Annotated in this window: 20 protein-coding genes; 15 read left to right on the forward strand and 5 right to left on the reverse strand. The window is 73.3% G+C overall.

All coding sequences use genetic code 11. The features are described 5' to 3' along the window. The first annotated feature begins 59 nt into the window (after positions 1-59). From BCL76_RS39060 to BCL76_RS22235, 9 genes are all read left to right on the forward strand, one after another. Positions 60-2,231 (forward strand): hypothetical protein, encoded by a 2,172-nt coding sequence (locus tag BCL76_RS39060; protein ID WP_181382656.1) that lies wholly within the window; start codon positions 60-62, stop codon positions 2,229-2,231. Continuing rightward, positions 2,228-3,997: a hypothetical protein gene (locus BCL76_RS22200; RefSeq protein WP_109781198.1), complete on the forward strand. Its 1,770-nt coding sequence runs from the start codon at positions 2,228-2,230 to the stop codon at positions 3,995-3,997. The genes BCL76_RS39060 and BCL76_RS22200 overlap by 4 nt, the downstream gene beginning before the upstream one ends. Continuing rightward, positions 3,987-5,345: a DUF4407 domain-containing protein gene (locus BCL76_RS22205; RefSeq protein ID WP_181382657.1), complete on the forward strand. Its 1,359-nt coding sequence runs from the start codon at positions 3,987-3,989 to the stop codon at positions 5,343-5,345. The genes BCL76_RS22200 and BCL76_RS22205 overlap by 11 nt, the downstream gene beginning before the upstream one ends. Positions 5,346-5,512: 167 nt before the next feature. Continuing rightward, on the forward strand, positions 5,513-7,684 hold the full coding sequence (locus BCL76_RS22210; RefSeq protein ID WP_181382678.1) for a DEAD/DEAH box helicase: 2,172 nt from the start codon (positions 5,513-5,515) through the stop codon (positions 7,682-7,684). 101 nt (positions 7,685-7,785) lie between these two features. Further along, a complete protein-coding gene (locus BCL76_RS22215; protein ID WP_109781201.1) occupies positions 7,786-8,166 on the forward strand; it encodes a PadR family transcriptional regulator in 381 nt (126 codons plus the stop codon). After that, positions 8,163-8,738 carry a hypothetical protein gene (locus BCL76_RS22220; protein WP_109781202.1) on the forward strand — a complete coding sequence of 192 codons (576 nt, stop codon included), beginning with the start codon at positions 8,163-8,165 and terminating at the stop codon, positions 8,736-8,738. The genes BCL76_RS22215 and BCL76_RS22220 overlap by 4 nt, the downstream gene beginning before the upstream one ends. A 174-nt stretch (positions 8,739-8,912) precedes the next feature. Further along, positions 8,913-10,151 carry an alpha/beta hydrolase gene (locus BCL76_RS22225; RefSeq protein ID WP_375137953.1) on the forward strand — a complete coding sequence of 413 codons (1,239 nt, stop codon included), beginning with the start codon at positions 8,913-8,915 and terminating at the stop codon, positions 10,149-10,151. A gap of 233 nt (positions 10,152-10,384) precedes the next feature. Continuing rightward, on the forward strand, positions 10,385-11,398 hold the full coding sequence (locus BCL76_RS22230) for an alpha/beta hydrolase (RefSeq protein WP_181382658.1): 1,014 nt from the start codon (positions 10,385-10,387) through the stop codon (positions 11,396-11,398). Further along, positions 11,395-12,186 carry a trypsin-like serine peptidase gene (locus tag BCL76_RS22235; RefSeq protein WP_109781204.1) on the forward strand — a complete coding sequence of 264 codons (792 nt, stop codon included), beginning with the start codon at positions 11,395-11,397 and terminating at the stop codon, positions 12,184-12,186. The genes BCL76_RS22230 and BCL76_RS22235 overlap by 4 nt, the downstream gene beginning before the upstream one ends. Positions 12,187-12,211: 25 nt before the next feature. Here BCL76_RS22235 and BCL76_RS22240 read toward each other — a convergent pair whose 3' ends face one another. From BCL76_RS22240 to BCL76_RS22250, 3 genes are all read right to left on the reverse strand, one after another. Continuing rightward, entirely contained in the window at positions 12,212-13,156 is a 945-nt protein-coding gene (locus BCL76_RS22240; RefSeq protein ID WP_109781205.1) for an EamA family transporter, read from the reverse strand. Between the two features lie 44 nt (positions 13,157-13,200). Further along, positions 13,201-14,019 carry an isocitrate lyase/PEP mutase family protein gene (locus tag BCL76_RS22245; protein WP_109781206.1) on the reverse strand — a complete coding sequence of 273 codons (819 nt, stop codon included), beginning with the start codon at positions 14,017-14,019 and terminating at the stop codon, positions 13,201-13,203. Positions 14,020-14,138: 119 nt separating this feature from the next. After that, on the reverse strand, positions 14,139-15,233 hold the full coding sequence (locus BCL76_RS22250; RefSeq protein WP_109781207.1) for a threonine synthase: 1,095 nt from the start codon (positions 15,231-15,233) through the stop codon (positions 14,139-14,141). Positions 15,234-15,496: 263 nt separating this feature from the next. Here BCL76_RS22250 and BCL76_RS22255 point away from each other — a divergent pair, with 263 nt between their 5' ends. From BCL76_RS22255 to BCL76_RS22280, 6 genes are all read left to right on the forward strand, one after another. Then, positions 15,497-16,666: a DUF4190 domain-containing protein gene (locus tag BCL76_RS22255; protein WP_181382659.1), complete on the forward strand. Its 1,170-nt coding sequence runs from the start codon at positions 15,497-15,499 to the stop codon at positions 16,664-16,666. Positions 16,667-16,803: 137 nt separating this feature from the next. Continuing rightward, positions 16,804-17,556 (forward strand): GntR family transcriptional regulator, encoded by a 753-nt coding sequence (locus BCL76_RS22260; protein WP_109781209.1) that lies wholly within the window; start codon positions 16,804-16,806, stop codon positions 17,554-17,556. 451 nt (positions 17,557-18,007) lie between these two features. Next, on the forward strand, positions 18,008-18,193 hold the full coding sequence (locus BCL76_RS22265; protein ID WP_030764821.1) for an SPOR domain-containing protein: 186 nt from the start codon (positions 18,008-18,010) through the stop codon (positions 18,191-18,193). 39 nt (positions 18,194-18,232) lie between these two features. Continuing rightward, on the forward strand, positions 18,233-18,685 hold the full coding sequence (locus BCL76_RS22270; protein ID WP_109781210.1) for a (deoxy)nucleoside triphosphate pyrophosphohydrolase: 453 nt from the start codon (positions 18,233-18,235) through the stop codon (positions 18,683-18,685). 154 nt (positions 18,686-18,839) lie between these two features. Next, complete coding sequence (locus tag BCL76_RS22275) at positions 18,840-19,268, forward strand: ATP-binding protein (protein ID WP_109781211.1); 429 nt, start codon at positions 18,840-18,842, stop codon at positions 19,266-19,268. 208 nt (positions 19,269-19,476) lie between these two features. After that, positions 19,477-22,086 carry a SpoIIE family protein phosphatase gene (locus tag BCL76_RS22280; RefSeq protein WP_181382679.1) on the forward strand — a complete coding sequence of 870 codons (2,610 nt, stop codon included), beginning with the start codon at positions 19,477-19,479 and terminating at the stop codon, positions 22,084-22,086. 144 nt (positions 22,087-22,230) lie between these two features. Here the strand turns inward: BCL76_RS22280 and BCL76_RS22285 are convergent, their stop codons facing one another. Continuing rightward, positions 22,231-22,950 carry a PspA/IM30 family protein gene (locus BCL76_RS22285; RefSeq protein WP_109781212.1) on the reverse strand — a complete coding sequence of 240 codons (720 nt, stop codon included), beginning with the start codon at positions 22,948-22,950 and terminating at the stop codon, positions 22,231-22,233. A 35-nt stretch (positions 22,951-22,985) separates the two neighbouring features. Continuing rightward, positions 22,986-25,007 (reverse strand): TPM domain-containing protein, encoded by a 2,022-nt coding sequence (locus BCL76_RS22290; protein ID WP_109781381.1) that lies wholly within the window; start codon positions 25,005-25,007, stop codon positions 22,986-22,988. Between the last annotated feature and the right edge of the window lie 298 nt (positions 25,008-25,305).

Below are 25,305 nucleotides of genomic sequence, written 5' to 3' on the forward strand. Positions count from 1 at the left end.
CCCCGGACCCGACCCCCTCCCCGATCCCGTCCACACCCGCGCCCCCGTCACCCTCACGAGTGAATTCCGGAGCGAATTCCGGAGCGAATCCCGGGGCGGAGTCCGGAGCCGATTCCACCGACGGCGACTACCGCGTCTACAACAACTTCTACGGCCCGCAGTACCACGGCCGCGCCCACTTCGGCATCGCCACCGCCGAGCGGCCCGGCCGGGCCCGCGCCACCGGCCTCCTCGACGGCGACGAGATCGACGCGCTGCTGCGCTCCTACATCCGCCCCGACTGCTTCGACGACGCGGCCCGCGAGCTCTCCCGTACCGGCATCGTCGTCCTGACCGGCCCCCAGGGCACGGGCAAGCGCTCCGGCGCGGTCGCCCTGCTCCGGGAGACGGTGGGACCGTCGGCCGACTACGTGGTGCTCTCGCCCGACATCGGCCTCGACCAGCTCGCGGAGCGCACCTTCGACGAGGGCGTCGGCTACGTCGTCCTCGACCGCACCGCAACCGCCGGCACCACGGGGGCCGGCGGGGCCGCCGGGTCCACCGCGGACGCCGCCGGTCCGTCCACCGACTTCGACTGGCGCCGCGTACGCGACCAGCTGCGCCGCCACCGCGCCCACCTGGTGATCACCACCGTGCACGGCGTGGCCGGGCGCTCGCCCGAGGCCGTACGCCATCTGCCGTGGCGGCCCCCGGCCCTGGACAAGGTGGTCCGGGCCCGGCTGGTCCAGGCCCGCCTTCCGCAGGACAGCGTCGACCGGGCGGTCTCCGGTATCCCCTCCCGCTGCCCCATCGCCGTCGTCGCCGAAGCGGCCCAGCGGATCGCGGCGGGCGCCGACCCCGACCAGGCGTGGAAGGAGCACAGCGGCAGGGCGCCGCAGGCGGTCCAGGAGTGGTTCGACGCCGAGGAGGAGCGGAGCCTGCGCGAGATCGCCGAGGTCACCACCCTCGCGTTCGCACCCGGCATCGGACGGCGCGCCTTCGAATCGCTGCAGGACCTCCTCGAACGACTCCTCGGACCGGTCTACTTCACTCCGGAGGCCGATACCGCCGACGGCGCGGCAGCCACCGACGCCACGGGGCCCACGGGGCAGGCCGGCGCCGCCCCCGACGGCCAGGGCCCGCAGCAGCGCCGCCGCGCCCGCCCGGTGGACCGGCGCCGCTCGCTCTCCCGCAACGCCCTGATCACCACCGAGATGCAGGTCTACGGCGCGACCACCCGCGAGGTCATGGTCTTCGCCGACGCCGAGCTGCGCCGGTGGGTGCTGCAGGCGCTGTGGCGCGACCACCCCACCGAGTACTGGGACGCGGTCCGGCACTGGCTGGACGCGCTCGTCGGCGCCGACCCCGACCCCGCCCTCCAGCTCTCCATCGCCTCCGGCCTCACCCTGCTCGGACACATCGCCTTCGACGAGGTCGTGCAGAGCTACCTCGACCCGTGGGCGCGCGGGGAGAGCGGCGAGATCGGGCAGACCCTCGCGGTGTACGTGCTCTGGTACATGTGCCTGGAGGAGACCCAGGCGGCCGCCGCGCTCACCCTGGCCCGCACCTGGGCCCAGTCCCTCCACCCCACCCTGCGGGGCACCGCGCTGATCGCCTTCAGCGGCCAGCTCGGCGTCACCTTCCCCACCGACGCGGTGAAGTGGCTCTGGGCGGTGCTGCGCAGCGGCGCCCTGGAGAAGCGGGCGGAGCGCGAACACGGCCTGCGGGCCTGGGCGCAGCTGTTCCTGACGCTCGTCGACTGCCAGGAGGACGCCGGCATCGTCCTCGACGCCCTGGCCCACCGGATCCGGAAGGAACAGCGCACCCGGTCCGCCGCCTACTCCGCGACCGGCCTGCTCGTCCTCGAGACCACCCTGTGGGTCTTCACCGCCACCGAGCGGCTCTCGGGCCGCCCCGCCGTCGCGCGCCACCTCGCCGACCGGCCCGAAGAGGCCGACGTCGTCGCCGAGTTGTGGGCGGCGATCCTCTGCTACCGGCCGCTGCGCCGCAACGCCCTGTCCGCCCTCCTCGTCGCGGCCCGTGGCCTGCCCGCCGTGACCTCCGACCCCACCGCTGCGGCCGCGCGACTCGGTCACGCCCTCGCCGCCGCGCTTCCGCAGGTCGAGCACCCCTTGCTGACAAGCGAGTTGGGCCGACTCGCGGTCTCCCGTCCCACTCGTGCCACGGGTCCCGACTGCGTCGCGACCCTGCTCGGCGCCTTGAACAGTGCGAAGGACACCCACCCACGATGACCACGATCCGCAAGAGCTATCCCCTGGTCGAGGAGCGCGTGCTAGCCCCCGCGCCCCGCACCGGTCGCCGCTTCTGGAACCAACCCACCCGCTCGTACGACGAACTGCCCCGCGTCTGCGCCCACGAGGTCCTCGTGTACCGCACCGGCGACCAGTACCTCACCGACCACGGCGTCCGCGGGCCCGGCGACGAGACCGTCCTGAACGCCGGCTCGGTCACCGTCGTCGACTGCCGCACCGCCGTGCCCGTCACCGTCGGCACCGACGTACCGTCCGCCGAGACCGACGGCTTCACCGTCCAGGTCGCCTTCCACTGCACGGTCACCGACCCCGTGGCCGTCGTCCGCGAGGGCGTCGTCGACGTGGAGTCGCGCCTGCTCGGCTATCTCCGGGCGTTGCCCGGGCTCACCGACGTCACCCAGGAATGGCCGCTGGAGAAGGGCAAGGAGGTGTCCCGGCGGCTGACCGCACGGCTGATCTCGTACCTGGAGATGGAACCGCCGCGGATCGCCGGGCTCTCCGTCGGCGACCCCTACCTGACGGTGCTCACCCCGCAGGAGTTCGCCGACCAGCAGCGCCGTGCCGACGAGGAGCGGCGCGAACGCGAGCACGACCGCGTGAAGGAGGCGGTGCGCCGCGAGCGCGAGCAGATGGAGCACGAGCGCGAGAAGGAACGCAAGGCGATGGAGGCCGAGCGCAACTCCCTCGAAATGCGGCACCAGCAGGAACTGGACGACCTGCGGCGCTCGTACACCCGGCGGACCGACGCCGAGGACCAGCACTACACCCACAACCTCAAGCGCAAGGACTACGAGTTCGAGCGCGTCGAGGCGCTCAAGGACCTCGAAGACTTCGGCACCGACCCGGCCAACACCGACATCCTCGCCCAGCGCCGGGGCGAGATCGGGTACTCCGAACTGGCCGAGCGCCAGCGCGAGACCGACCGGCTGCGCCGCGAGCGGCAGCGCGAGGACGAGGAGCGCCACTGGGAGAACGCCGAACGCCGGCGCCACGCCGAGCGGGAGGACCTGCGCTACAGCCTGGAGCGCGAGGACCGGCACCGCGAGGTCGACCGCCAGGACCAGCGTGCCGCGCTCGACGCCGCCCGTGAGGAGCAGCGCGAGCAGCGGACCGCGGACCGCGACGACCGGCTGCGGCAGCGCGCGGAGCAGCGCGAGGACGTGCTGGCCGACCGGGCCGAGCGGCGGCACCGGGCCGACCGGCGCGACAACATCAACCAGGAGCTGGGCCGCCAGATGATCAACCGCGGCCTGCTGGACAACGCGCCGATCGACGCCCGTGCTTTCGTGGAGCGCCTCGGCACCGGGCAGGGCCTCCTCGACCAGGACCCGCCCGCTGCCGGGCAGGTGGCCGGCGGCGCCGAGGCCCCGCAGCTGAGGGAGGGTGGCGGCGGTTCGTCCGGGGACCGCTCCGACGGGCGCCGCCGCCGTTCGTACGAGGAGGAGGCCCCGTACGACAAGAAGGACGAGTACGGGCGGGAGTACGACCCGGGCGACGACCGACGTGACGGCCGAGGTGACGGCCGACGTGAAGATCGCTACGGGAGTGACCACTACGGGAACGACCGGTACGGGAACGACCGGTACGGCGACGGGGGCGGGCGTACCGGTCGGGCCGGCCGCGACGGCGGCGCCGACCGGGACCGCGACGGCGCGGGCGACGACGACGGCGCCGGTTCCGCGCGCCGCCCCCTGATCGCCGACGACGACCTCGGTGAAGCGGGGAGGGAGGAGCGTGGCCGCTGACACCCCCGTCCGCCCGCCCGAGGAGGAGTACGACGCCTGGGCGGCCGACACCCGTACCGCCCACCGCTCGTACCGCCCCTGGGGCGGCCGCGGCCCCGCCGTGTTCCTGCGCCGACTGATCGGCATCCGGGAGGAGATCCTCGACCGCGAGAGCGCCGAGCGCGCCCGCTACACGTGGTACGGAGCCATCGTCCTCAACACCGCGCTGCTCGGCGGTGCCTCCATGGCCATGGCGATCTCCACGATCCGCGAGGGCACGCCGGTCGCGGTGGCGATCGTCGTCGGCGTGGTGTGGGCGTGGATCGTGCTGGCCCTGGACAGCTGGCTGGTCTCCAGCACCCACGGCTACACCGGCGGACGGGCGGTCCGCATGCTGGTGCCCCGGCTGTTCCTCTCCCTGGTGCTCGGGCTCACCATCGCCGAGCCCCTGCTGTTCCAGATCTTCGACCGGGAGATACGTCAGGAGATGGCGGTCGACCGGGAGCGCGACCTCGCCGACTTCCGGGGCGACCTCACCGCCTGCAACCCCCTCGACGGCCACGACACGACGGCCCGCCGCGAGTGCGGCGACTTCCATCTGACGGTGCCGGGGGCGCCGGCCTCGATCAAGGAGGACATCGCCGACACCACCGCCGCCACCGGCCGACTCGACGCGCAGATCAAGATCTACAACGACGACCTCGCCGGGAAGCTCGCGGACGAGCGCCGCGAGTGCGCCAAGGACCGCTGGATCCGGCGCGGCAACGGCTGGGACACCACCGAGACCTGTGAGCGTGCCCGCGCCGACACCAGCGCGTACAAGGCGACCAGCAAGGTCGCCGAGTACGAGGCGAAGCGCGCCGAACTCGTCGCCAAGGGCAACGTCCTGTCCGAGGCGCTGATCAACACCGGCGTCGCGTACCGCGTGGACGTCAAGAAGGCGATCGACGCCAAGGTCGCCGAGCGGCAGAAGTCGCAGCAGCACGACGGCCTGCTGATGCGCGCCGACGCCCTGTCCACGGTGGCCTGGTCCGACGGCTTCGCGCTCTTCATGATGTTCCTGCTGCACGCCGTGCTGCTGCTGGTCGACGCCATGCCGGTGCTCGCCAAGCTGATGAGCGGCCCGTCCGAGTACGACCGCCGGCTCGCCGAGCGGCGCGAGGCCAACAAGCGGATCCACCTGGAGGACCAGGAGGCGCAGCGCCGGGTCGACGCCATCGACCACGAGGTCCGGCGGTACGCGGCCGAGGTGTGGGCCGAGGAGGACAAGGCCCGGCTGGGCCACGACCACTACAAGGCGCGCACCGAGCACGCCCGTATGGTCCGCGAGGAACTCGACGCCCGCACCGCCCGACTCCTGGGCGAATGACGCGCGACGGTGACCGGTCGCCCGCCCGCCCCGGCGGTCGCGGCGACCGGTGACCGTCGCCGGTGACCGTCACCGGTCGGGGGCCGGTCGGGGGCCGGTCCTCGCGGCGTTGCCGCCGCGGCCGCGGTGGGAGGATGCGGGGACACGGAGAGAAGGGCCGGGGCCGGATGGGGCGCAGGGAGCGGGAGACGGTCGCCCGGGGTGCACGGCTGTACGAGGCCGCGCGGGCGGTGGTCGACGACCACCGCCGAGCCGTCGACGCGGTGCGGGCGGCTCTGCGGCCGATCCACGACGAAGCGGCGGAGCAGGCGCTGGCGGCCATCCCCGTGGCCCGGCTGAAGGAGGTCACCGAGGGCCGGCTGAGGCTCGGGGAGGTCGAGCGCAGCGGGCTGTGTTCGGTCGGGCAGGTGCTCGACGCCGGGTCGTACCGGCTGCGGCAGATTCCCGGTGTCGGCCAGCGGACCGCCGACCAGGTCGTCGCGGCGGCCCGGCAGATCTCCGACGCCGTCCGGGAGACCGTCGCCGTCCACATCGACGTGGACCGGCCGGAGCCCCGTACCACCGCGCTCGTCCTGGCCCTGCACGTACTGGTGGAGGCGGGCCCCGACGCGCAGCGCGCCCTGGACGCGGCCGTGGTGCTCGCGGAGCGCCTCGGTCCGCCGCTCGTCGAGGCCGGGCCGGTCGCCGGGCGGCTGCGGATGCTGCTGGCGGGTCAGGCCGGACGGGAGCGGGCCCTGGCGGCCGTGGCCGAGGTCCGCGCCCTGACCGAGGAAGCGGCGCAGGGCGGGGCGCCGGAGCTGCTCGCGCAGGCTTCGGTGGATCTGCTGCGCGGCCCCTCGACCGAGGTCGCGGCCTGGGTCGACTTCGAGCTGCGGTCCGCCGAGTACTACAGCCTCCTCGCGGAGATCTCCGGCCGCAGCCCCGACGCGGCCGCCGCCGAGGGGTTGCTGCCCGACGAGGTCGCCGAGCGGGTCCGCGGCCAGCTGCTCGACGACACCCACCGCAGGGTGTCGTTGCGCGGCTACCAGTCCTTCGGGGCGCGCTTCGCGCTGGCCCAGCGCAGGGTGATCCTCGGGGACGAGATGGGGCTCGGCAAGACCATCCAGGCCATCGCCGCCCTGTCCCACCTCGCCGCCGAGGGCCAGAGCCACTTCATGGTCGTCTGCCCGGCCGGTGTCCTGATCAACTGGACGCGGGAGATCGAGGCCCGCAGCACGCTGCGCGTGATGTGCCTGCACGGCCCCGACCGGCAGGAGGCGTTCGCCGACTGGAAGGGCCGGGGCGGCGTCGCGGTGACCACCTTCGACGCCTTGCGCGGATTCCCCACGCCCGGGGGCGGCGAGATCGGGATGCTGGTCGTCGACGAGGCGCACTACGTGAAGAACCCGCTGACACGGCGCGCCCGGGCCGTGACCGACTGGGCCGGGCGCTGCGACCGCGTCCTGTTCATGACCGGGACCCCCATGGAGAACCGCGTCGGCGAGTTCCGCAGCCTCGTACAGATCCTGCGGCCCGACCTGTCCGACGCGGTGGGGGACCGGGACGGCGTGGCCGGCTCCCAAGCCTTCCGCAAGGCCGTGGCCCCGGTCTACCTGCGCCGCAACCAGCAGGACGTCCTGACCGAACTGCCCGCGCTGCAGCACACGGACGAGTGGGAGGAGCTGAGCCCCTCCGACGAGGTCGCCTACCGCGAGGCCGTGCGCTCCGGCAACTTCATGGCGATGCGCCGGGCGGCGTACGCCCACCCCGAGCGGTCGGCGAAGCTGGACCGGCTGCGCGAGATCGTCGAGGACGCCGCCGAGAACGGGCTGAAGGTGGTGGTGTTCTCCACCTTCCGGGACGTCCTGGCGGTGGTGAAGGACTCGCTGGACGCCGCGCCGGGTACCGGCGGTGGCCGGGTGTTCGGTCCGCTCTCGGGGAGCGTGCCGCCCGCCCGCCGCCAGCAGGTGGTGGACGAGTTCGCCGCGGCGCCCGGTCACGCGGTGCTGGTGGCGCAGATCGAGGCGGCGGGCGTGGGGCTCAACATGCAGGCGGCCTCCGTCGTGATCATCTGTGAGCCCCAGGTCAAGCCGACCATCGAGAACCAGGCGGTGGCACGGGCCCACCGGATGGGGCAGGTGCGTCCGGTCCGGGTGCACCGGCTGCTGGCCACGCGCGGGGTGGACGAGCGGCTGGTGCGGATGCTGAAGAACAAGAGCCGCCTGTTCGACGCGTACGCGCGGCGCAGCACCGTCGCCGAGTCCACACCGGACGCGGTCGACGTGTCGGACGTCGCGATGGCCCGCCAGATCGTCGAGGAGGAGCAGGCCCGCCTGGGCACGATCCGCGGGCGGTCCTAGGGCGGCGGGCGTACCGACTCCCGGCCGCATCACCACCGTTGCCGCGAGGTGGGAACCAACTATCTTGTGATGCAAGGTAGTGAGTGACTATCTTGTACCGCATGACAAAGGAGCCGACCGCGTCCGCCGACCAACGGCGCAGCCAGCTCCTGCGCGGAGTGCTCGACCTCTGCCTGCTGTCCCTGATCGCCGAACAACCCAGGTACGGCTTCGAGTTCGCCCAGGCGCTCGCCGACAGCGGGCTCGACCTCGTCAGTGACGGCAGCATCTATCCGCTGCTCGCGCGGATGGAGCGGGCGGGGCTCATCTCCTCGTACCGCGCCCCGTCCCCGAGCGGCGGCGCCCCGCGCAAGTACTACCGACTGACCGACGCCGGGCAGGCCGAGCTGACCGGGGGGCGGGCCGGCTGGCAGTCCTTCGCCGGGCCCGTCGGCCGGATCCTGAACGCCGGTACGCATTCCACGGGGGAAGGCACACCATGACCAACGAGCAGATACTCGCGGCCTGCCGCAGCAACTGGGCGTACCGCGGCGTCGCCGAGGCGGACATGCGGGAGATGCTGGACGAGCTCTCCGCGCACCTGGCGGACGCGGAGGCCGCCGGGCGCACCGCGCGGGACGTCGTCGGCCCGGACGTACGGGCCTTCGCCGCGGCCTGGGCGCGTGAGCGCGCCCCCCTCACCCACCGGGCCCTGCGCACGACGGCCATGGCCTGCTACGTCCTCGGCTGCCTGCCGCTCTTCACGTTCCTGGTCCACCGGACCACCGCGATGGACGTGCGGGCCGACTACCTCGCCTTCTGGGCGGCCATCGGCGCGGTCACCATCGCCTGGGAGCTGCGCCGGGGCAGCCTGCGCATGTATCAGCAGTTGCTGATCTCCCTCGTCGTCGGTCTGCCCGTGATGATCCTCGTCAAGCGGCTGACCGGCGAGGGGGTGCTGTTCACGCTCCCGCTGTGGGCTGTGCCGATCCTGGTGCTGCCCGCACTGCCGTACATCTACGCCGACACGCGGGCCCGCCGGAACGCCAAGCGCGACGCGGCTCGGCCGCACTGAAGATCACGTGACGGTACATGGCCCGGGCTCGGCGTGACTTTGCTCGCTCTTGGAACTTCGCGGGGGATTCGTACATCCCAACCAGGGGGTGTCCTGTCGGTCGGGGCGGCTCACCTCCCGGGGATGTACCGCCGTTCTGCCCTCGGGCAGTCATGACCGTTCGGAGCGAAGTTCGTGCACCAGTACCCGCAGCGCCCGCGGCCCGATGAGCAGCCGGCGTACCAGGAGTACCCGCCCGCGGAGCAGTACCAGGGGCACCAGGACTTCCCCGGGTACCCGGGCCCGCCGGAGCAGCCCCGGCACCAGCAGTCGTACGGCGAGCGGCCCGCCGGCGCCCGGACCCCGGAGCCGAGGCGCTCCCGGCGCCGCGTATGGATCGGCGCGAGCGTCGCTCTCGCGCTCCTGCTCGGCGGCGGCGCCTTCGCCGCGTGGAAGCTCGACGTGTTCTCCGGCAACGGCCAGGACGTGAGCTTCGGGAAGAACACCCCGCCCTCGGCCACGGGCAAGGCGGACCCGAGCGCCCCGGCGACCGCCGCCACCCCCTCCGGCGACCCGGACGTGCTCATGCCGGCCGGTCCCAAGTCCGGCTTCCGGCAGACCACCAAGCTCGACGACGGCACGATCATCGCCAAGACCCGCCTCGCCGGCGCGAAGTCCGGCTTCGAGGGCGACGTATGGGTGTGGGCGCCCAAGGAGTACGACGACCCGAAGTACGCCAAGAGCGGCTTCCCGGTCCTGATCGCGCTCCCCGGCGGCAACGGCTTCCCCGACAACTACTGGGCCGACCGCAGCCTCGGCCTCCAGAAGGCCATCGGCGACGGCGTCAAGGCCGGCACCAGCCTGCCGTTCGTCGTGATCATGCCGGTGCTCAACCCGGACGCCAAGTACTACTACGACGGCTCCGACATACCCGGCCAGGCCAAGATGGGCACGTGGATCGCCGAGGACGTCCCGGACTTCGTCAAGGCCAACTTCCGTACGTACAAGTCCCGTGACGGCTGGGCCTTCATGGGCTCCTCCTCCGGTGCCTTCGTCGGGATGAAGACCGTCCTGCAGTACCCGGACCGGTTCAAGGCCGTGATAGCCAGCGGCGGCGAGATCGTGCCGGACTCCCCGCTGTGGAAGGGCCACCAGACGGAGATGGACGCGAACAATCCGGAGAAGCTCGCCCAGAAGCTGATCGACACCAAGGGCCCCGAGGTCTACATCAACTTCCAGATCGGCACCAAGGAGAGCGGGAAGGAGCGGATGACGAGGTTCCAGCAGCAGTACGGCAAGGGCCCGGTCAAGATGACCATCCGCGACATCCACAACGGTGAGCACAACGGCTGGCACTACGTCCGGGGCATGAAGGAAGGCTCCCTGGAGTGGGTCAGCAAGGTCCTGAAGGGGCCGAAGCCCGAAGCCGGCTGACCGGCCCGGCCGCGCCTCGCGGCCGACCACGTGGTGCTCGCCACGTCACCCCCGTCCCAGGCAACCCATCCCGTCGTTCATACCTCTGTAAAGGGTGTAAGGGGGACCGATCGGTCCGACCCGCGCCTCTGACCGGGCGCCGGAGAAGGAACGGGACAAAAACCGTGCAGCAAGACCAGCAAGGCGACGGCAGCCCTGTGACCGAGGGCCGCCGCCGCCCCCATCGCCTGCGCATGATTCTGATCAGCGGCGGGCTCGCGCTCACCCTCGCCGGGGCCGGAACGGCGGCATACCGGTACGGCCTCTTCTCGGACATAGGGGATCCGGTCGCCTTCGGCAAGACCCAGGAGAAGGCCGGCGCGGTCGCCGACGTGCCGCCCGAGGTGCAGATGCCGACCGGGCCGAAGGCCTCGTTCGTCCGTACCTCGCGGCTGCCGGACGGCACCCAGATCGGCCGCACCACCCTCACCGGCAAGAAGTCCGGCTTCACGGGTGACGTGTGGGTGTGGGTGCCCAAGGAGTACGACGAACCGAGGTACGCCAGGAGCGGCTTCCCGGTCCTGATCTCCCTGCCCGGCGGCCGCGGCTACCCCACCAACTACTGGGGTACCGGTCCCGGCCTCGGCCTCCAGAAGGCCGTCAGCGACGGGGCCAAGGCCGGCACCAGCCTGCCCTTCATCCTGATCATGCCGGTGCACAACGCCGACACCAAGCACCACTTCGACGCCTCGGACATCCCCGGCCAGCCCAAGATGGGCACCTGGATGGTCGAAGACATCCCGGATTTCACGAAGGCCAATTTCCGCACCTTCACCTCCCGTGACGGCTGGGCCTTCATGGGCTCCTCCGCGGGCGGATTCGGCGCCTTCAAGCACGTCCTCAAGTACCCCGACCGGTTCAAGGCGGCCATCGCGAGCGGGGTCGACATCGTCCCCGACTCCCCGCTGTGGCAGGGGAACAAGCAGGCCATGGACGCCGACAACCCGGAGAAGCTCGCCGCGAAGCTGATCGCGGAAGGCGGTCCGGACGTCTACGTCAACTTCCAGATCGGCACCAAGGAGAGCGGCCGCGACAAGGCCGAGAAGTTCATGAACGACTTCGGCAAGGGCCCCGTGCACACTTCGCTCCAGGTGATCCAGGATGGTGAGCACAACGGAAAGTCGTACGTGCGCGGTATGAGGGAGGGCTCCCTGGAGTGGATCAGCAAGGTGATGAAGGGACCGACACCCGATCCCGTCGTGCGATGAGCACGGTGGTGAAGGGGGCGTCGGCGGCCGCCGCGGCGGGGATCGTGGCGGTGTTCGCCGTCGCCTTCCTCGAGGTGCCCGGCGCGCGGCCGGTGCTCCCCTTCCCCACCGTCGGCGTACTCATGGCGGGCGGAGAACACTGGTGCACGGCGAGCGTCGTAGACAGCCCCGAGGGCAACGTCGTCGCCACCGCCGCGCACTGCGTGGCCCCGGCGGGCGAGGACGGGCAGCCGGGCGAGGTGGCCCACGACGGCCTGGCCATCGGCGAGCTCTCCTTCGCCCCGGCCTTCTCCGGCGAGGGCGCGGGCACCCAGCCGCTGGGCGTCTGGAAGGTCAAGTCGATCCACGTGGACGACCGCTGGACCAAATGGGGCGAGGACACCGCCGACTTCGCCTTCCTCACCATCGAGCCGGACGAGGACGGACGCAGCGTCCAGGACGCGGTCGGCGGCGGCGCCGAGGCCCCGAAGCCCGAGTGGACCTCGGGGTACGAGCGGGACGTGACCGTCGTCGGCTACCCGGAGTCCGAGCACAACCCCCAGAACAAGCCCGTCTCCTGCACCACCCAGACCCGCCACGACGAGGACGACCCCGACATGCTCTACATGAGCTGCGCCGGGTTCTGGACGGGCACCAGCGGCAGCCCCTGGATCGCCGACCGGGGCGGTCCCGACCGGGCAGGGCGGCTGATCGGAGTGCTCAGCGGCGGGGACACGGACGTGGACTCCACGGCCGCGCTGTTCGACGAGCACGCCAAAGCCCTGTACGAGCAGGCCGCGCGGGGCTGAGCGCGCGCCCGCGCCGCGGCTGCCGCTACTTCCTGCGCTCGGTACCGACGATCACGCCCACCGCCGCGACGACGATCGCACCGCCGACCACGATCGGCCAGGTCAGCGCCTCGTCGAGGATCAGGGTGCCGAGCGCCACGGCGACCACCGGATTGACGTACGCGTACGTGGACACCAGCGACAGCGGAGCGGCCTGGAGCAGCCACACGTACGCCGTGAAGCCGACGAGCGAGCCGACGACCGTCAGATAGCCCAGGGCCAGCCAGGAGGCGGTGGAGAACGCCGACGGGTCCAGGCCGTGGTGCTCGCCGCGCAGCAGGCCGACGACCACGGCGGCGACCCCGCCCGCGACCATCTGGTAGGCGCTGCCCGTGAAGGGGTTGGCCGGCAGCTTCAGGCGCGGCGCCGAGAACGAGCCCAGCGACCACAGGACCGAGGCGCCCAGGACCAGCAGCACCCCGGACAGCCGCACCGCGCCGCTGAGCCCGGGGCTGGTCAGCACCGCGAGCCCGGCGAGCCCCACCAGCACCCCCGCCAGGGTGCGCGTCGGGGGCCGGTCCCCGGTGCTCGCCCGGAGCACCACCACCCACATCGGCACCGCCGCCACCAGCAGCGCGGCGAGGCCCGAGGGCACCGAGGTCTCGGCGAGCACCACCAGGCCGTTCCCGCCCAGGATCAGCAGCAGGCCGACCAGGGCCGCCGAGCCGAGCTGCGCGCGGGTGGCCCGCAGCGCGGCCGGACCGTACCGGACGGCGACGAAACCGGCCAGCAGCAGGCCCGCGGTGATGAACCGGGCACCTGCGGAGAGGAAGGGCGGCATGGTCTCGACGACGATCCGGATGCCGAGGTAGGTCGAGCCCCAGACCACGTAGACCAGGGCCAAGGCGGCCCAGACCGCCCCCGAGATCCCGCCGAGAGGGGTGGTGGCCGACCCGGCGGCCCTGCCGTCGACCGGAGTTGAGGTGCCCATGCCCGGATCCTAAGGTCGTTGGCCCATGCACGCTTCCGGATTTCTCAGCCCTTGAGAAGGTCGTTCAGTTCGCCGTAGGGCAGGGAGTGCGCGAGCGCCCCGTAGGTGCCCGTCGACATCAGCTCCTCGGCGGCGCGGCGCACCACGGCGTACGCGGCTTCGGCGACCCAGGAGCCGAGGCTGACGCGGGAGACGCCGAGGGCGCCGAAGGCGGCGACGGTCGGGGCGCCCGGGCCGAGCAGGATGTTCAGCGGGGCGTCGATGCCCTTGGCCAGCTCGGCGACGGTGGTCGGGTCGAGGACGCCGGGTACGAAGACGCCGGTGGCTCCGGCCCGCAGGTACGCGGCGGCGCGGGCCAGGGTGTCGTCCAGGCGGGTGGCGTCCTCGCCGAAGCCCCGGAGGTAGGTGTCGACCCGGGCGTTGATGTAGAGCGGGACCCCGGCGGCGTCCGCCGCGGCGCGGGCCGCGGCCAGGCGCTCGATCTGCTCGGCGGGGTCGCGGTGGCCGTCCTCGATGTTGATGCCGACCGCGCCGGCGGCGAGGACCCCGGTGACGGTCTCGCCCACGGCGGCCGGGTCGGCGCCGAAGCCGCCCTCGATGTCCGCGGTGACGGGCACGGAGACGGCGTCGACCACGCGGGCGACGAGGTCGAGGGCCCGGTCCCGGGCGAGCGCGTCACCGTCGGGGGACCCGAGGGACCAGGCGACGCCGGCGCTGGTGGTGGCGACGGCGGGAGCGCCGGAGGCCTCGACGATGCGGGCGCTTGCCACGTCCCAGGCGTTGGCGAGGGCGAGCGGGGCGGCGGGGGTGTGCAGGGCGGCGAACGCCTCGGCCCGGGCGGCGAGATCAACATGGGTGGTCATGGGGCCAGTTCATCAGACCGGACGCGTCCGGGCTCGCGGAATTCCGACATGGACGTGGAAGGTCTAGCGCGGAGCGCGGAGCACGGAGGGCGTGGGGCGGGCCGAGGGCGCGGCGCCGGCTATCCGCCCGCGCCGCAGAGGGGGATCACGGCGGTGCGGCCCTGGAGGGGATCCCCGGGGGCCGCCGGGCCCACCGCGGCCCAGCAGGCGGCGGCCGTCGGCTCCACGGACAGGCCGCGGCGGGCCAGGTCCCGCTGGGCCTCGCGCAGCCGGTCGTCCGGGACGGTCAGGACGGTGCCGCCGGACTTGCGGACCGCCGCCAGGACCTGACGGGCGCGCGGCGGCGCCGGGATCGCGATCCCCTCGGCCAGGGTCGGGCGCTGTTCCACCGGGGCGGCTTCCTCCGCGCCCGCCGCGAAGGCCTGCGCCAGCGGGGCCACCGCCTCCGCCTGGACCGCGATCAGGGCGGGCGGCCTGACCCCGCGCCGGGCCAGTTCCTCCACGGCCAGGGCGGCCCCGAGCAGCAGGGTGCCGTTGCCCACGGGGACCACCAGGGCCTCCGGGAGCCGGCCCCCCAGCTCCTCCCACACCTCGTACACGTAGGTCTTGGTCCCGTGCAGGAAGTACGGGTTGAACACGTGGCTCGCGTAGAAGACGCCGGGCGCGTCCGCCGCCGTCCGGGCGGCCTGCGCGGCGGCCTCGCGACCGCCGGGGACCACCCGGACGTCGGCGCCGTGCGCCCGCATCCGGGCCGTCTTCTTCTCGGCCGTGCCCTCGGGCACGTAGACCTCGCAGGCCAGTCCGGCGCGCGCGCAGTACGCGGCCACCGCCGTACCGGCGTTGCCGCTGCTGTCCGCCACGACCCGCTGCGGCGCGAGCCGCCGGGCGAGCTCCACCAGCATCACCGCGCCCCGGTCCTTGAAGGACCGCGTGGGCATCAGGAAGTCGAGCTTGGCGTGGATCCGCTCCGCCAGCGGGATCAGCGGGGTGTGCCCCTCGGCCAGCGACACGGAGAACGCCCCGGGCAGCGGCAGCACGGACCCGTACCGCCACAGCGAGTTCGGTCCCGCGGCCGGTTCCAGGGCCGCGGTCGGGTCCGGCGTGAAATCGAGGTCCCAGGGTCCGCCACAGACCGGGCACGCCCACGGGGCGGTCCGGACGTCCGCGCGGGTGCCGTCCTCGGAGCAGATGTAGCCGGGGAGTGCGTGCGTCATGGGTGGAACCCCTCCGCTCGGTCATGGCCGTTGTCCTGCACGGATGTTACGCGTCGATGATCGTCGGAGGGGTCCGTGCAGCGCGCCGGGGCGCGGGAGCCGTGGGGCCGATCGGGCCGTGCGTGATGACGGGGCGACGGCGGGGGCGACGGCGGGGGCGACCGATCCGCCGGGCGCCCGCGCTGCGTACTATTTCGCGCATTCGTTCGCGCCCTCCGCGGCGCGGCGCCCCACGATGCCGCCCTGCGATGGAGTCCGCCCCCGTGAGCAACCCGCCGAGTCCTCCTCCCGGACCGGGCCACTCCTGGCCCCCGCCGCCCCCGTACCAGGGCTGGCCTCCGCCGCCCGGTCACGGACAGCAGCCGCCGGCACTCAACGGATTCGCACTCGCCTCGCTGCTGTCCGGGCTGCTGTGCTTCCCGCCGCTCGGCATAGCCTTCGGCATCGCGGCCCTCGTACAGATCACGAAGCGGGGCGACCGGGGCAAGGTCCTGGCGATCGTGGGCCTGGTGGTGTCCGTGGTGATGACCGGCGCGCTGGTGTTCACCGCCGAGCGGCTCCTGAGCTCTGTCGACGACCGGTTCGACGCGCTGAGCCGGTACTCCGACGTCGAGGGCGAGCTCACGGACCTCGACGACCTACGGGCGGGCGACTGCTTCAACGTTCCGGGCGGGGACCTGGTCGACGAGCGGCCCGTGACGTACCGGATCGACTGCGCGCGGGTGCACCACGGCGAGGTCACCGCCGCCGAGGCGCTCAAGGTGCCGGACGACCCGGAGTCCCGCGCGGCCGACCGCGCCGCCGAGGACACGTGCTGGAAGGCCCAGGACGAGTACGCGATGGACACATGGGCGCTGCCCGAGTACGCGGAGATGTTCTACTACGCGCCCTCCCGCGAGTCCTGGCGCGAGGGGGACCGGGCGCTGGTCTGCGTCATCGGTACGACCGAGGAGGAGTGGCGGGGCAGTCTGCGCAAGGACGCCGCGATGCTGAAGCCCGAACAGGCGGCCTTCCTGCGGGCCGTCAACTCCGTCGAGTTCGTCATGAGCCGGCCTCCCGACGGCGACGTGGAGGACGTGCTGCCCGAGTACCGGGCGTGGGCGCGCGCGATGGACGAGGCGCTGGGCGCCGAGGGGAAGCTCCTCCAGGGGGAAGCGGCCGGGCCGGCGACGGAGAAGGCCGCGGCGGCGCAGCTGAAGGAGATCGAGGCGGCGCGCACGCAGTGGCGGCACGCCGCGCAGGCCAGGACGCCGGAGGATTTCGACGAGGCGTGGAGCCGGGCGCTCGCCGCGATGTCCTTGGAGACGGAGAAGGCGCTGCGGGGTGCGTACGGGCTTTCGACGCAGATCCCGCAGTGGCTGCAGGACGGCGGGGGCGACCTGGAGGACGGTGACGGCGGCTCCGACGGGGGACCCTCGTCCGGGTCGGCGTGACACCTGACGAGGTGACGCAGGGTAGTGGGTTTGGGGACCTGGCTTCATCACTTCGAGTGAAACTCTGGCCCTTGCTTGCGGTCTTCAACCGTCGGTTGCCAGGGTGTAGCTGTCTGTCAACCTGATGGGAGTGGCCAGTGACTTTCGGTGAGCAGCCGGCCTATCTGCGCGTGGCCGGGGATCTGCGACGCAAGATCGTCGACGGTTCTCTGCCCCCGCACGCCCGGCTTCCCTCTCAGGCACGCATCCGCGAGGAGTACGGGGTCTCCGACACCGTGGCCCTTGAGGCGCGCAAGGTCCTCATGGCGGAGGGACTGGTCGAGGGCCGGTCCGGCTCCGGCACGTACGTACGGGAGCAGCCGGTCCCGCGGCGGGTCGCCCGCGCCGGCTACCGCACGGGCGGCGCCTCGACGCCGTTCCGGCAGGAACAGGCCGACGCCGGCGCGCGCGGCACCTGGGAGTCGAGCAGCGAGCAGGCGGCCGCGCCCGCCGAGGTCGCGAAGCGGCTCGGCATCGAAGCGGGCGAGCGCGTGATGCGGACGCGGTACGTCTTCCGCGACGCGGGGGAGGCGATGATGCTGTCGACCTCCTGGGAGCCGTTGGCCGTGACCGGCCGGACCCCCGTGATGCTGCCCGAGGAAGGGCCGCTGGGGGGCTCCGGGGTGGTCGACCGGATGGCCGCGATCGACGTCGTCGTGGACAACGTGGTCGAGGAGGTCGGCGCGCGGCCCGGTCTGGCGGAGGAGATCCTGCTCCTGGGTGGGGTGCCGGGGCATGTGGTGCTGGTGATCGGCCGCACCTACTACGCCTCCGGCCGGGCGGTGGAGACCGCCGATGTGGTGGTCCCGGCGGACCGCTACCGCCTGGCGTACCACCTCCCGGTGAGGTAGCCCGGGCAGCCGCCCCCTACCCGCGATACCAACCCCCGGGCGGCGCCCGGGGGTTCACGCGCGCCCACCGGACGTCGGCGACCCGGCGGGTTTCGGCGCGATGGTGGGCGCCCGCGCCCCCCCGACCCGGGCGTTCCCGGACCGTTCGGTCCGCATGCCGGGACCCTCTCCCTCCGCGCCCCGGCCGGGACCGCTCCCAAGGCCCCGCCGCTTCCTCGGCGTCACCTGCGCGGATGCCCGCCGCCCCGCGGCGCGGCGGGCCCGTCCCGGCCACCGGTGTGCCCCGTTCGAACCGGCGCGCACGGCCCACTCGTACGCATGGCCGGATGCGTACGCCTGTGAGGTACCTCTTCGTGAAAAACCGTATCCGCTCCGTAAAGGTCGGGCGTAAGCTCGGGCATATGCGCAATGCGGTTTCCCGGACAAGTACGTCGGCGGAGGGTGTAACGCGATGAACGACAGCGGTGCCCTGCTTCCGTGGCTGGTCATACGCGAGGACGACAACGGCAACCGCTACCGGGTGGGCCGGTACGCCACCCGGGCCGAGGCCCAGAAGGTCGCCGACAGCCTCGAGGACCGAGGACACAAGCAGCTCTACTGGGTCGAGCGGATCGGTCGGACCGCCACGATGAACTGAGCGGCGCGGCGCTCCGCGACGCTGACATAGGCTCCGCCCATGACGGTACGAGTGGTCGTGGGCGGAGCCCTTTGTCATGAGGGGCGCCTGCTGGCCGCCCGCCGCAGCGCACCGCCCGAACTCGCCGGACGCTGGGAGCTGCCGGGCGGGAAGGCCGAACCGGGCGAGTCCGTCCCCGACGCGCTGGTGCGCGAACTGCGCGAGGAGCTGGGCGTGGAGGCGGAGCCGCTGGAGCGGATCCCGGGGGAGTGGCCGCTGCGGCCGGGGCTCGTCCTGCACGTGTGGACCGCCCGACTGCTCTCCGGTGTGCCCGCTCCGCTGGAGGACCACGACGAGCTGCGCTGGCTCGGGCCCGAGGAGCTGGAGTCGGTGGACTGGCTGGACCAGGACCGGCCCGCGGTCGCCGAGGCCGGACGTCGGCTGCGCCAGGCCGGGCGGCGGCCGCGCCGGGACGGTGGCGAGCCGCGCCAGGACGGTGGCGGGGGCGCGTGACGCTCGCGGCCTAGGCCGTCTGCGCCACAGTGCGCCGGTGGGCGAGGGATCGAGTGGTACGACGCCCCGAATATCGGGTATGTCGCTATTAATCCCTATCTCGTCCCCCTTTCGTCCCCGACGAACCGGACTGGGGTCGCTGCTGGCCCGGGAAGTGATCGGCGTGATCGACACAGACGGTGAGTGCGCCGAGTGGGCTTTCCCCGCAGAGCCCGGTGCCGTCCGCACCGCCCGCCACGCCGTCCGCGGAACCTTGCACGACTGGGGCCTGGAGGCCGTCGGCGATGTGACCGTCCTGCTGGTCAGCGAGCTCGTCACCAATTCCCTGCGGTACGCCTCCGGTCCCATCGGAGTCCGCCTGGAACGGCGCAATCCAGCCGCCGACGGCCCCGCGGCCGGCCCGGCGCTGCTCGTGGAGGTTTCCGATCCGCTTCCGGATCCGCCCCGCGAACGGGCCGCGAACCATGACGACGAGGGGGGTCGTGGCCTGCACCTGGTGGCCGCCTCCTCGCAACGCTGGGGAACCCGGCACGGGAAATCGGGCAAGACTGTGTGGTTCGAGTTGGCTCTTCCTGGTGAGTAACAAGGTGAACGGTGGCGTGTGACCTCTGGGGAACGCCTCCCGGCGACAGTCGGGGGAGGGATGCGGGGGAGAGCGCGTGACATGGCTCGAAATCATCGAGACCGTGCTGTGATCGTGAACGCCGTGCCGTCCGGGGCCGTGGTGCTGAATACTTCGGTCATGGCCGGTCCGGTTGCGGTGAGCTGGAGGGGACGGTCGCGTGAGCGAGATACCTGCGCAGGCACATCAGACCGACGTGCCGCGAGAGACATGGCACGACGCCCTGTGGCACAGCAGTCCGCCTGGCTCGATATATGACTACATAAAGGTCGCCTCCTTCTCGATCGGGCCCGACGGGTTCATCGATCAGTGGAGCCTGCGCGCCGAGGAACTGTTCGGGCTGAGCGCCTCCCAGGCCGTGGGCCGCGACCCGGTCGACGCCTTCATGCCGCCCGAGCTGCGTCCCGACGCGCACCGCAAGGTCGCCGAGATCCTCGACGGCAAGGAGTGGACCGGCCTGATCCCCTTCCGGATCCCGGGCGGGAACGGCGCGCACGGAGTGGCCGAGATCTATGTGATGCCCACCCAGACCGAGACCGCCGAACGGGCCGCGCTGTGTGTCGTCGTCGACGTACGCGCGCTGCGCCGGATCGAATCCGACCTGGCGGCTTCACAGGCGATATTCGGCCAATCTCCTTTCGGCTTCCTGCTCTTCGGCACGGACCTCACCGTGCAGCGGGCCAACCGACGGTTCGCCACCGTCTTCGGGGGCGCGGCCGAGGAGCACCGCGGCCGGACCGTGCACGACTACCTGCCCGCGCACGAGGCCGACCGGATGGCCGCCGCCCTGCGCCGGGTGCTGGACACCGGGGACTCGGTCACCGACCTACGGATCACCGGTGCCGCGCCCGGCAGCCGGGAGAACCGGCACTGGTCCATCAACCTCTACCGCGTCCACGGCGGCAGCGGCCGACCCATCGGCGTCGCCGGGATCGGCACGGACGTCACCCGCCGTCACCTCGCCGCCCGCGAGGCCGCCGGGGTCCGGCGCAACCTCGCCCTCCTCAACGAGGCCGGGCACCGCATCGGGAACTCCCTCGACCTGGAGACCACCGCCCGCGAGCTCCTCGACGTCACCGTCCCCGGCTTCTGCGACCTGGCCGCCGTCGACCTCTACCAGGGCCTGCTGCTCGGCGACGACGACCGGCCCGCCCGGCCGCAGGGCCCGGGCGTGCCCAGCCTGCCCGGCCAGGGCCCGGCCCGGACGCCCTCGGCCGCCCTGCGCCGGGTGGCCTTCGCCTCCGCCGTCTCGGACGCCCCGCTGTCGGGTCCCGGCGCGCCGGTCTCCGTGGGCGACATCCACCGCTACCCGGCCGCCTCGCCGGGCGCGCTGGCGCTGCGTACGGCGCGGACGCGGCTGATCGAGGGCGGCGGACCGGAGGACCTCGTCCAGTCCACGCTGGTCGTGCCGATGGTCGCCCACGACACGGTCGTCGGGCTCGCGCAGTTCTCCCGCACCAAGGGCAGCGAGCCCTTCGGCGAACGGGACCGGGCGGTGGCGGTGGAACTGGCCGCACGGGCCGCCGTATGCATCGACAACGCGAGGCTCTACCGGCGCGAGCACGAACGGGCGCTGATCCTGCAGCGCAGTCTGCTGCCCCCCGGCGACCCGGAGGCGGCCGGCCTGGACATCGCCTGCCGCTACCTGCCCGGTAACGCGGCCACCGAGGTCGGCGGAGACTGGTTCGACGTCATCGAGCTGCCCGGGCACCGCACCGCGCTGGTCGTCGGCGACGTCATGGGCCGCGGCCTGCGGGCCGCCGTCGCCATGGGCGAACTGCGCACCGCGGTACGGACCCTTGCGCTGCTGGACCTCGAACCGGCGGAGGTACTGACCGCGCTCGACGAGATCGCCCGTGGCCTCGGCGCCCCCGGCGGCTCCCAGCAGGCCTCCCGGGCGGCCCTGCACTCACGGGACGCGGACCGCTCCGAGGTGTACCTCGCCACCTGCGTCTACGCGGTCTACGACCCGGTGACGCGACGCTGCACCATCGCCAACGCGGGCCACATGCCGCCCGTGCTGGTCGAGCCCCCGGACGAGGCCGGCGTCTCGCGGCCCGCGCTGCTCCTGGAGGTACCGCCCGGGATGCCGCTGGGCGTGGGCGGCGAACCCTTCGAGGAGGTCGAGGTCGACCTGCCGGAGGGCGCCTTGCTGGCCCTCTACACGGACGGGCTCGTGGAATCCCGTGACCATCCCCTGGAGGAGGGGCTCCGCGGACTGCGCGCGGCCCTCGCGGACCCGGTCCGGCCGTTGGAGGACGTCTGTGACCACGTGCTGAACACCCTCGACACCCGGCACGGCGAGGACGACATCGCCCTGCTCATGGCGCGGGTGCAGGGCCTGCCGGTGGACGCGGTCGGCGACTGGCAACTGCCGCGCGAGGCCCGCTCGGTGGGCCGGGCCCGCGAACTGGCCCGGGCCAAGCTCCCCGCCTGGGGCCTGGAAGGGCTGCTGGACACGACCGAACTGCTGGTCAGCGAACTGGTCACCAACGCCCTGCGGTACGGGGAGGGCGAGATCCGGCTGCGGCTGCTGCTGGACCGCACGCTGGTCTGCGAGGTCTGGGACGCGAACCTGGTCCAGCCCCGCCGCCGGCGCGCCCGCGACACCGACGAGGGCGGCCGCGGTCTCCAGCTGGTCGGCCTGCTGTCGGCGGGCTGGGGCACGCGCCGCACCCACCGCGGCAAGACGGTCTGGTTCGAACTCCCGCTGCCCGGCGCGGCGGCGGAGGCCGTCGCCGAACTGTCGGCGGAGCAGCTGCTGAGCATGTACGGATAACGGGTGGCGGCCGCCCGCGTCGGGCCCGCCGCCGGGGCCGCGCCCGAACCCTCCTGGGGTCCGGGCGGCCGCCGTGGAGCGGGCCGGAGGGGTTTCCGGCCGCCGACGGTTTCCGGCCCAGGCGGCCCAGGTGGCCCAGGGGGCCTAGGCGGCCTTGCGGGATTTGAGGGCGGCCAGGCGGGCCTCGACCTCCGAGGACTTGCCGAGGTCGTCCAGGGCTTCGAACTGGGCGTCCAGGGAGGACGCCGCCAGTTCCTGCTTGCCGAGCGCCATCGCCTCCTCCCGCCGCACCTTCTCCTCGAAGCGGGCCAGGTCGCTCGTCGGGTCCATGACGTCGATGTTCTTCACCGCGTCCAGCATCGTGTTCTGCGCCTGGGCCGTCTTCGCCCGCGCCACCAGCTCGTCGCGCTTGCCCTGCAGCTCGGTCAGCTTGTTCCGCATCGAGTCCAGACCCGCCTTCAGTTTGTCGACGACCTCCGTCTGGGCGGCGATCGTCGGCTCCGCCGTCGTCGCCTCCTTCTCCGATTGGATCTGCCGGCCCAGCGCCACCTTCGCGAGGTTGTCGAACTTGTCGGCGTCCGCCGCCGAGCCCGCCGCCCGCAGCTCGTCCGCCTTCCTGCTCGCCGCCAGGGCCTTGCCTCCCCACTCGGCGGCCGCCTCCACGTCCTCCGTGTGGTCCGCCTCCAGCATCCGCAGGTTGCCGATCGTCGTCGCGACCGCCTGTTCCGCCTCCGAGATGTTGTTCGTGTAGTCCCGGATCAGCTGGTCCAGCATCTTCTGCGGGTCCTCCGCCTGGTCCAGCAGCGCGTTGATGTTGGCCTTGGCGAGCTGGGTGACGCGGCCGAGGATGGTCTGCTTGCTCATGGTGGTCTCTCCTGGTCAGGGCCGATGTGTGCAGTTCAGAAGCGGCCGCCGCCGCCCATCCGGCCGCGGGTTCCGCCGCCCCCGAAGGAGCCCGGACCGCTGCCGCCCCCGCCGCCGAAGCCCCCGCCCCGGCCGCCGCCGAAGCCGCCGCCGAATCCCCCGCCGCCCCGCAGGATCTCGCCGAGGATGATCCCGCCCAGTACGGCGCCGCCCTGGCCGCCGCCGGACCGCCGGCCCGCGTACGGGTCCTGGTACGCGCGTACGTCCTGCTCCGCCAGCTGCTGCGCCTCCCGCGCCAGCGCGTCCGCCCGCTGGGCCTCCGCCAGCGCCCCCGCCGGGTCGGCCGCCGTCAGGGACTCCGCCCGTTCCAGGTGCCGGCCCGCCTCCGCCAGCCGGGTCCGGGCCTGGCTGCCGACCGCGCCCCGGGTGGTGGTGATGTAGTCCGTCGCCGCGCCGATCGCGCTGCGCGCCGCGAGCATGGCCTGGTCGAGCAGGGCCACCGCCCGCTGGCGCCCCGACTCCCGCTCCCGCGCCCCCGCCAGCGCCTCGTCGAGGGCCGCGTCGGCCTCCTCGATCCGGCGCAGGGCGTCGATCGGGTCGTACCGGCCGGCCGCCTCCTCCCGCCGGACCTCGGCCAACACGGCCTCCGCCCGGCCGATCCGCCCGCGCAGGTCCGCCGTCGAGGTGCCCTCCGCCGTGCCGGTGAGCAGTCCGCGGGCGTCCGCGAGGTCGGTGTCCGTCTCGGTCAGCGCGCCCGGTAGCTTCCCGGCCGCCTCCGCCAACTCCTGCGCCCGGCGCTCGACCGCGTCCACCAAGGTCGCCGCCTGGTCCACCGCGCCCTCGGCGGCCCGTACGTGCACGGCCCCCGTGCCCTTCTCGCCCGCGTCGAGGGCCGCGTGGGCCAGCCCCAGGTTGGTCGCCGCGAACAGCAGCCGGTCCTTGGCCTGTTCGGCGTTGGAGGCGACGGGCGCGGACGCCGAGTCCGCGTACCGCCCGGCCAGCGCGGTCAAAGTCGCTTCGGCGGTGCTCGCGCGCCCGGTCAGGTCCAGATAGCCCTGCTCCACGCTCGCCAACGCCTGCGGGGCGTTCTTCTCCAGGTCCCGCAGTCGGTCGAAGTCCGCCGACTCGGCGTCCAGCCGCCGGTTCGCCTCGGTGCACCGGGCGACGATCTCGTCCAGCATCCGCCGCCGGGTCGCGTCGTCCTCCGGGTAGGCGTCGTCGAGCTGCTGGCGCAGCCGGAAGGCGTGCGTCAGCTCGTCCTTGGCGTACGCCACGGCCGCGACGAAGGGGCGGGCCGCCTCCTCGCCGAACTGGGCCGAGGCGAAGCCGAGTTCCTCGGTGCTGGTGCGGACCGCGTCGTCGGTCTCCACCAGCAGGGCCTTGGCCCTGGAGTCCAGCTCCGGGAGCGGCAGCCGGTCCGGCGCGCCTTCGGGCCAGCCCGGCCCGGTCGTCGTACCGCGCCCGCCACCGGCGCCGCCCTTGCGCTTGCGGCGGGTGTACGTGTACGCCGCGAGCGCCCCCGCCGCGCCGACGGCGACCACCGGCAGCACGAAGTCCCCGGCTCCGCTCTCGCCGTCCGCCTTGCCGCCGGGGTTCGCGGGTCCCGGGGTGATGGTGGGCACGGGGATCGGCTGACCGCCGAGGACGGCGTCGTAGCCGTTGGCCGCGCCGATGGCGGCGCCCGCCCAGTCGTTCTGCCTCAGGGCGGGCTCGATGGCGGTCTGCGCGACGGCAGCCAGCTGCTGCTCGGTGAAACCGGAGTCGACATCGGCCGAATAGGCGTACTGGCGGGCCCCGGTCGCCACGGCCAGCAGGACGTCGTTCTGGCCGAGGCCGTTGCGCTGCGCGGTGGCGTCGGCCCAGCTCTGGGGGGAGCGCCCGGAGAAGTCCCGTACGTAGGCGACGAAGAGCTGGATCCTGCGGTCGGCGTACAGCTTGTCGAGCGCGGCGGTGACGGACCCCTGCCGGTCGCCCAGGGCCCCCACCCGGTCGGTGATCTGCCCCTGCTGGGACAGGGTGACGGGATCCTCGGCCCGTGCGGGCGCCGCCCCGGCCATGCCCCAGCCGCCGACCGCGAGCAGCCCGGCCGCCAGGGCGAGCCCGGCCCGTACGAACGTCCTGCGGCGCGGCCTGCTTCTCGGCGGAATCACAATTGGGAGGGTATGGGGGCTTTCGCGGCCCCGCATTCGGAGCCGTCCCCCTCCGGGCGCCGACCCCACCGACCCCGCCGGCCCGGCCACCCGCGTCCCCGGCGGCACGATCGCCGGGGACGCGGGCGGCGGGGGGCGACCCGGACCGGGCGGCCTAGGCCGTCTCTTCCGGATCTTGTCGGGCCCGGCCCGCCCGGCACGGCAC

Source organism: Streptomyces sp. CG 926, from assembly GCF_003148825.1.
Lineage (GTDB): Bacteria > Actinomycetota > Actinomycetes > Streptomycetales > Streptomycetaceae > Streptomyces.

Excerpts from the sequence above, each read along its gene's own strand:
- BCL76_RS22250 (WP_109781207.1), bottom strand. The coding sequence starts at position 15,233 with ATGACGCACGCACTCCCCGGCTACATCTGCTCCGAGGACGGCACCCGC.
- BCL76_RS22270 (WP_109781210.1), top strand. The coding sequence starts at position 18,233 with ATGACGGTACGAGTGGTCGTGGGCGGAGCCCTTTGTCATGAGGGGCGC.
- BCL76_RS22220 (WP_109781202.1), top strand. The coding sequence starts at position 8,163 with ATGACCAACGAGCAGATACTCGCGGCCTGCCGCAGCAACTGGGCGTAC.
- BCL76_RS22210 (WP_181382678.1), top strand. The coding sequence starts at position 5,513 with ATGGGGCGCAGGGAGCGGGAGACGGTCGCCCGGGGTGCACGGCTGTAC.
- BCL76_RS22265 (WP_030764821.1), top strand. The coding sequence starts at position 18,008 with ATGAACGACAGCGGTGCCCTGCTTCCGTGGCTGGTCATACGCGAGGAC.
- BCL76_RS22285 (WP_109781212.1), bottom strand. The coding sequence starts at position 22,950 with ATGAGCAAGCAGACCATCCTCGGCCGCGTCACCCAGCTCGCCAAGGCC.
- BCL76_RS22215 (WP_109781201.1), top strand. The coding sequence starts at position 7,786 with ATGACAAAGGAGCCGACCGCGTCCGCCGACCAACGGCGCAGCCAGCTC.
- BCL76_RS22230 (WP_181382658.1), top strand. The coding sequence starts at position 10,385 with ATGATTCTGATCAGCGGCGGGCTCGCGCTCACCCTCGCCGGGGCCGGA.
- BCL76_RS22235 (WP_109781204.1), top strand. The coding sequence starts at position 11,395 with ATGAGCACGGTGGTGAAGGGGGCGTCGGCGGCCGCCGCGGCGGGGATC.
- BCL76_RS22245 (WP_109781206.1), bottom strand. The coding sequence starts at position 14,019 with ATGACCACCCATGTTGATCTCGCCGCCCGGGCCGAGGCGTTCGCCGCC.
- BCL76_RS22290 (WP_109781381.1), bottom strand. The coding sequence starts at position 25,007 with ATGGCCGGGGCGGCGCCCGCACGGGCCGAGGATCCCGTCACCCTGTCC.
- BCL76_RS22240 (WP_109781205.1), bottom strand. The coding sequence starts at position 13,156 with ATGGGCACCTCAACTCCGGTCGACGGCAGGGCCGCCGGGTCGGCCACC.
- BCL76_RS22200 (WP_109781198.1), top strand. The coding sequence starts at position 2,228 with ATGACCACGATCCGCAAGAGCTATCCCCTGGTCGAGGAGCGCGTGCTA.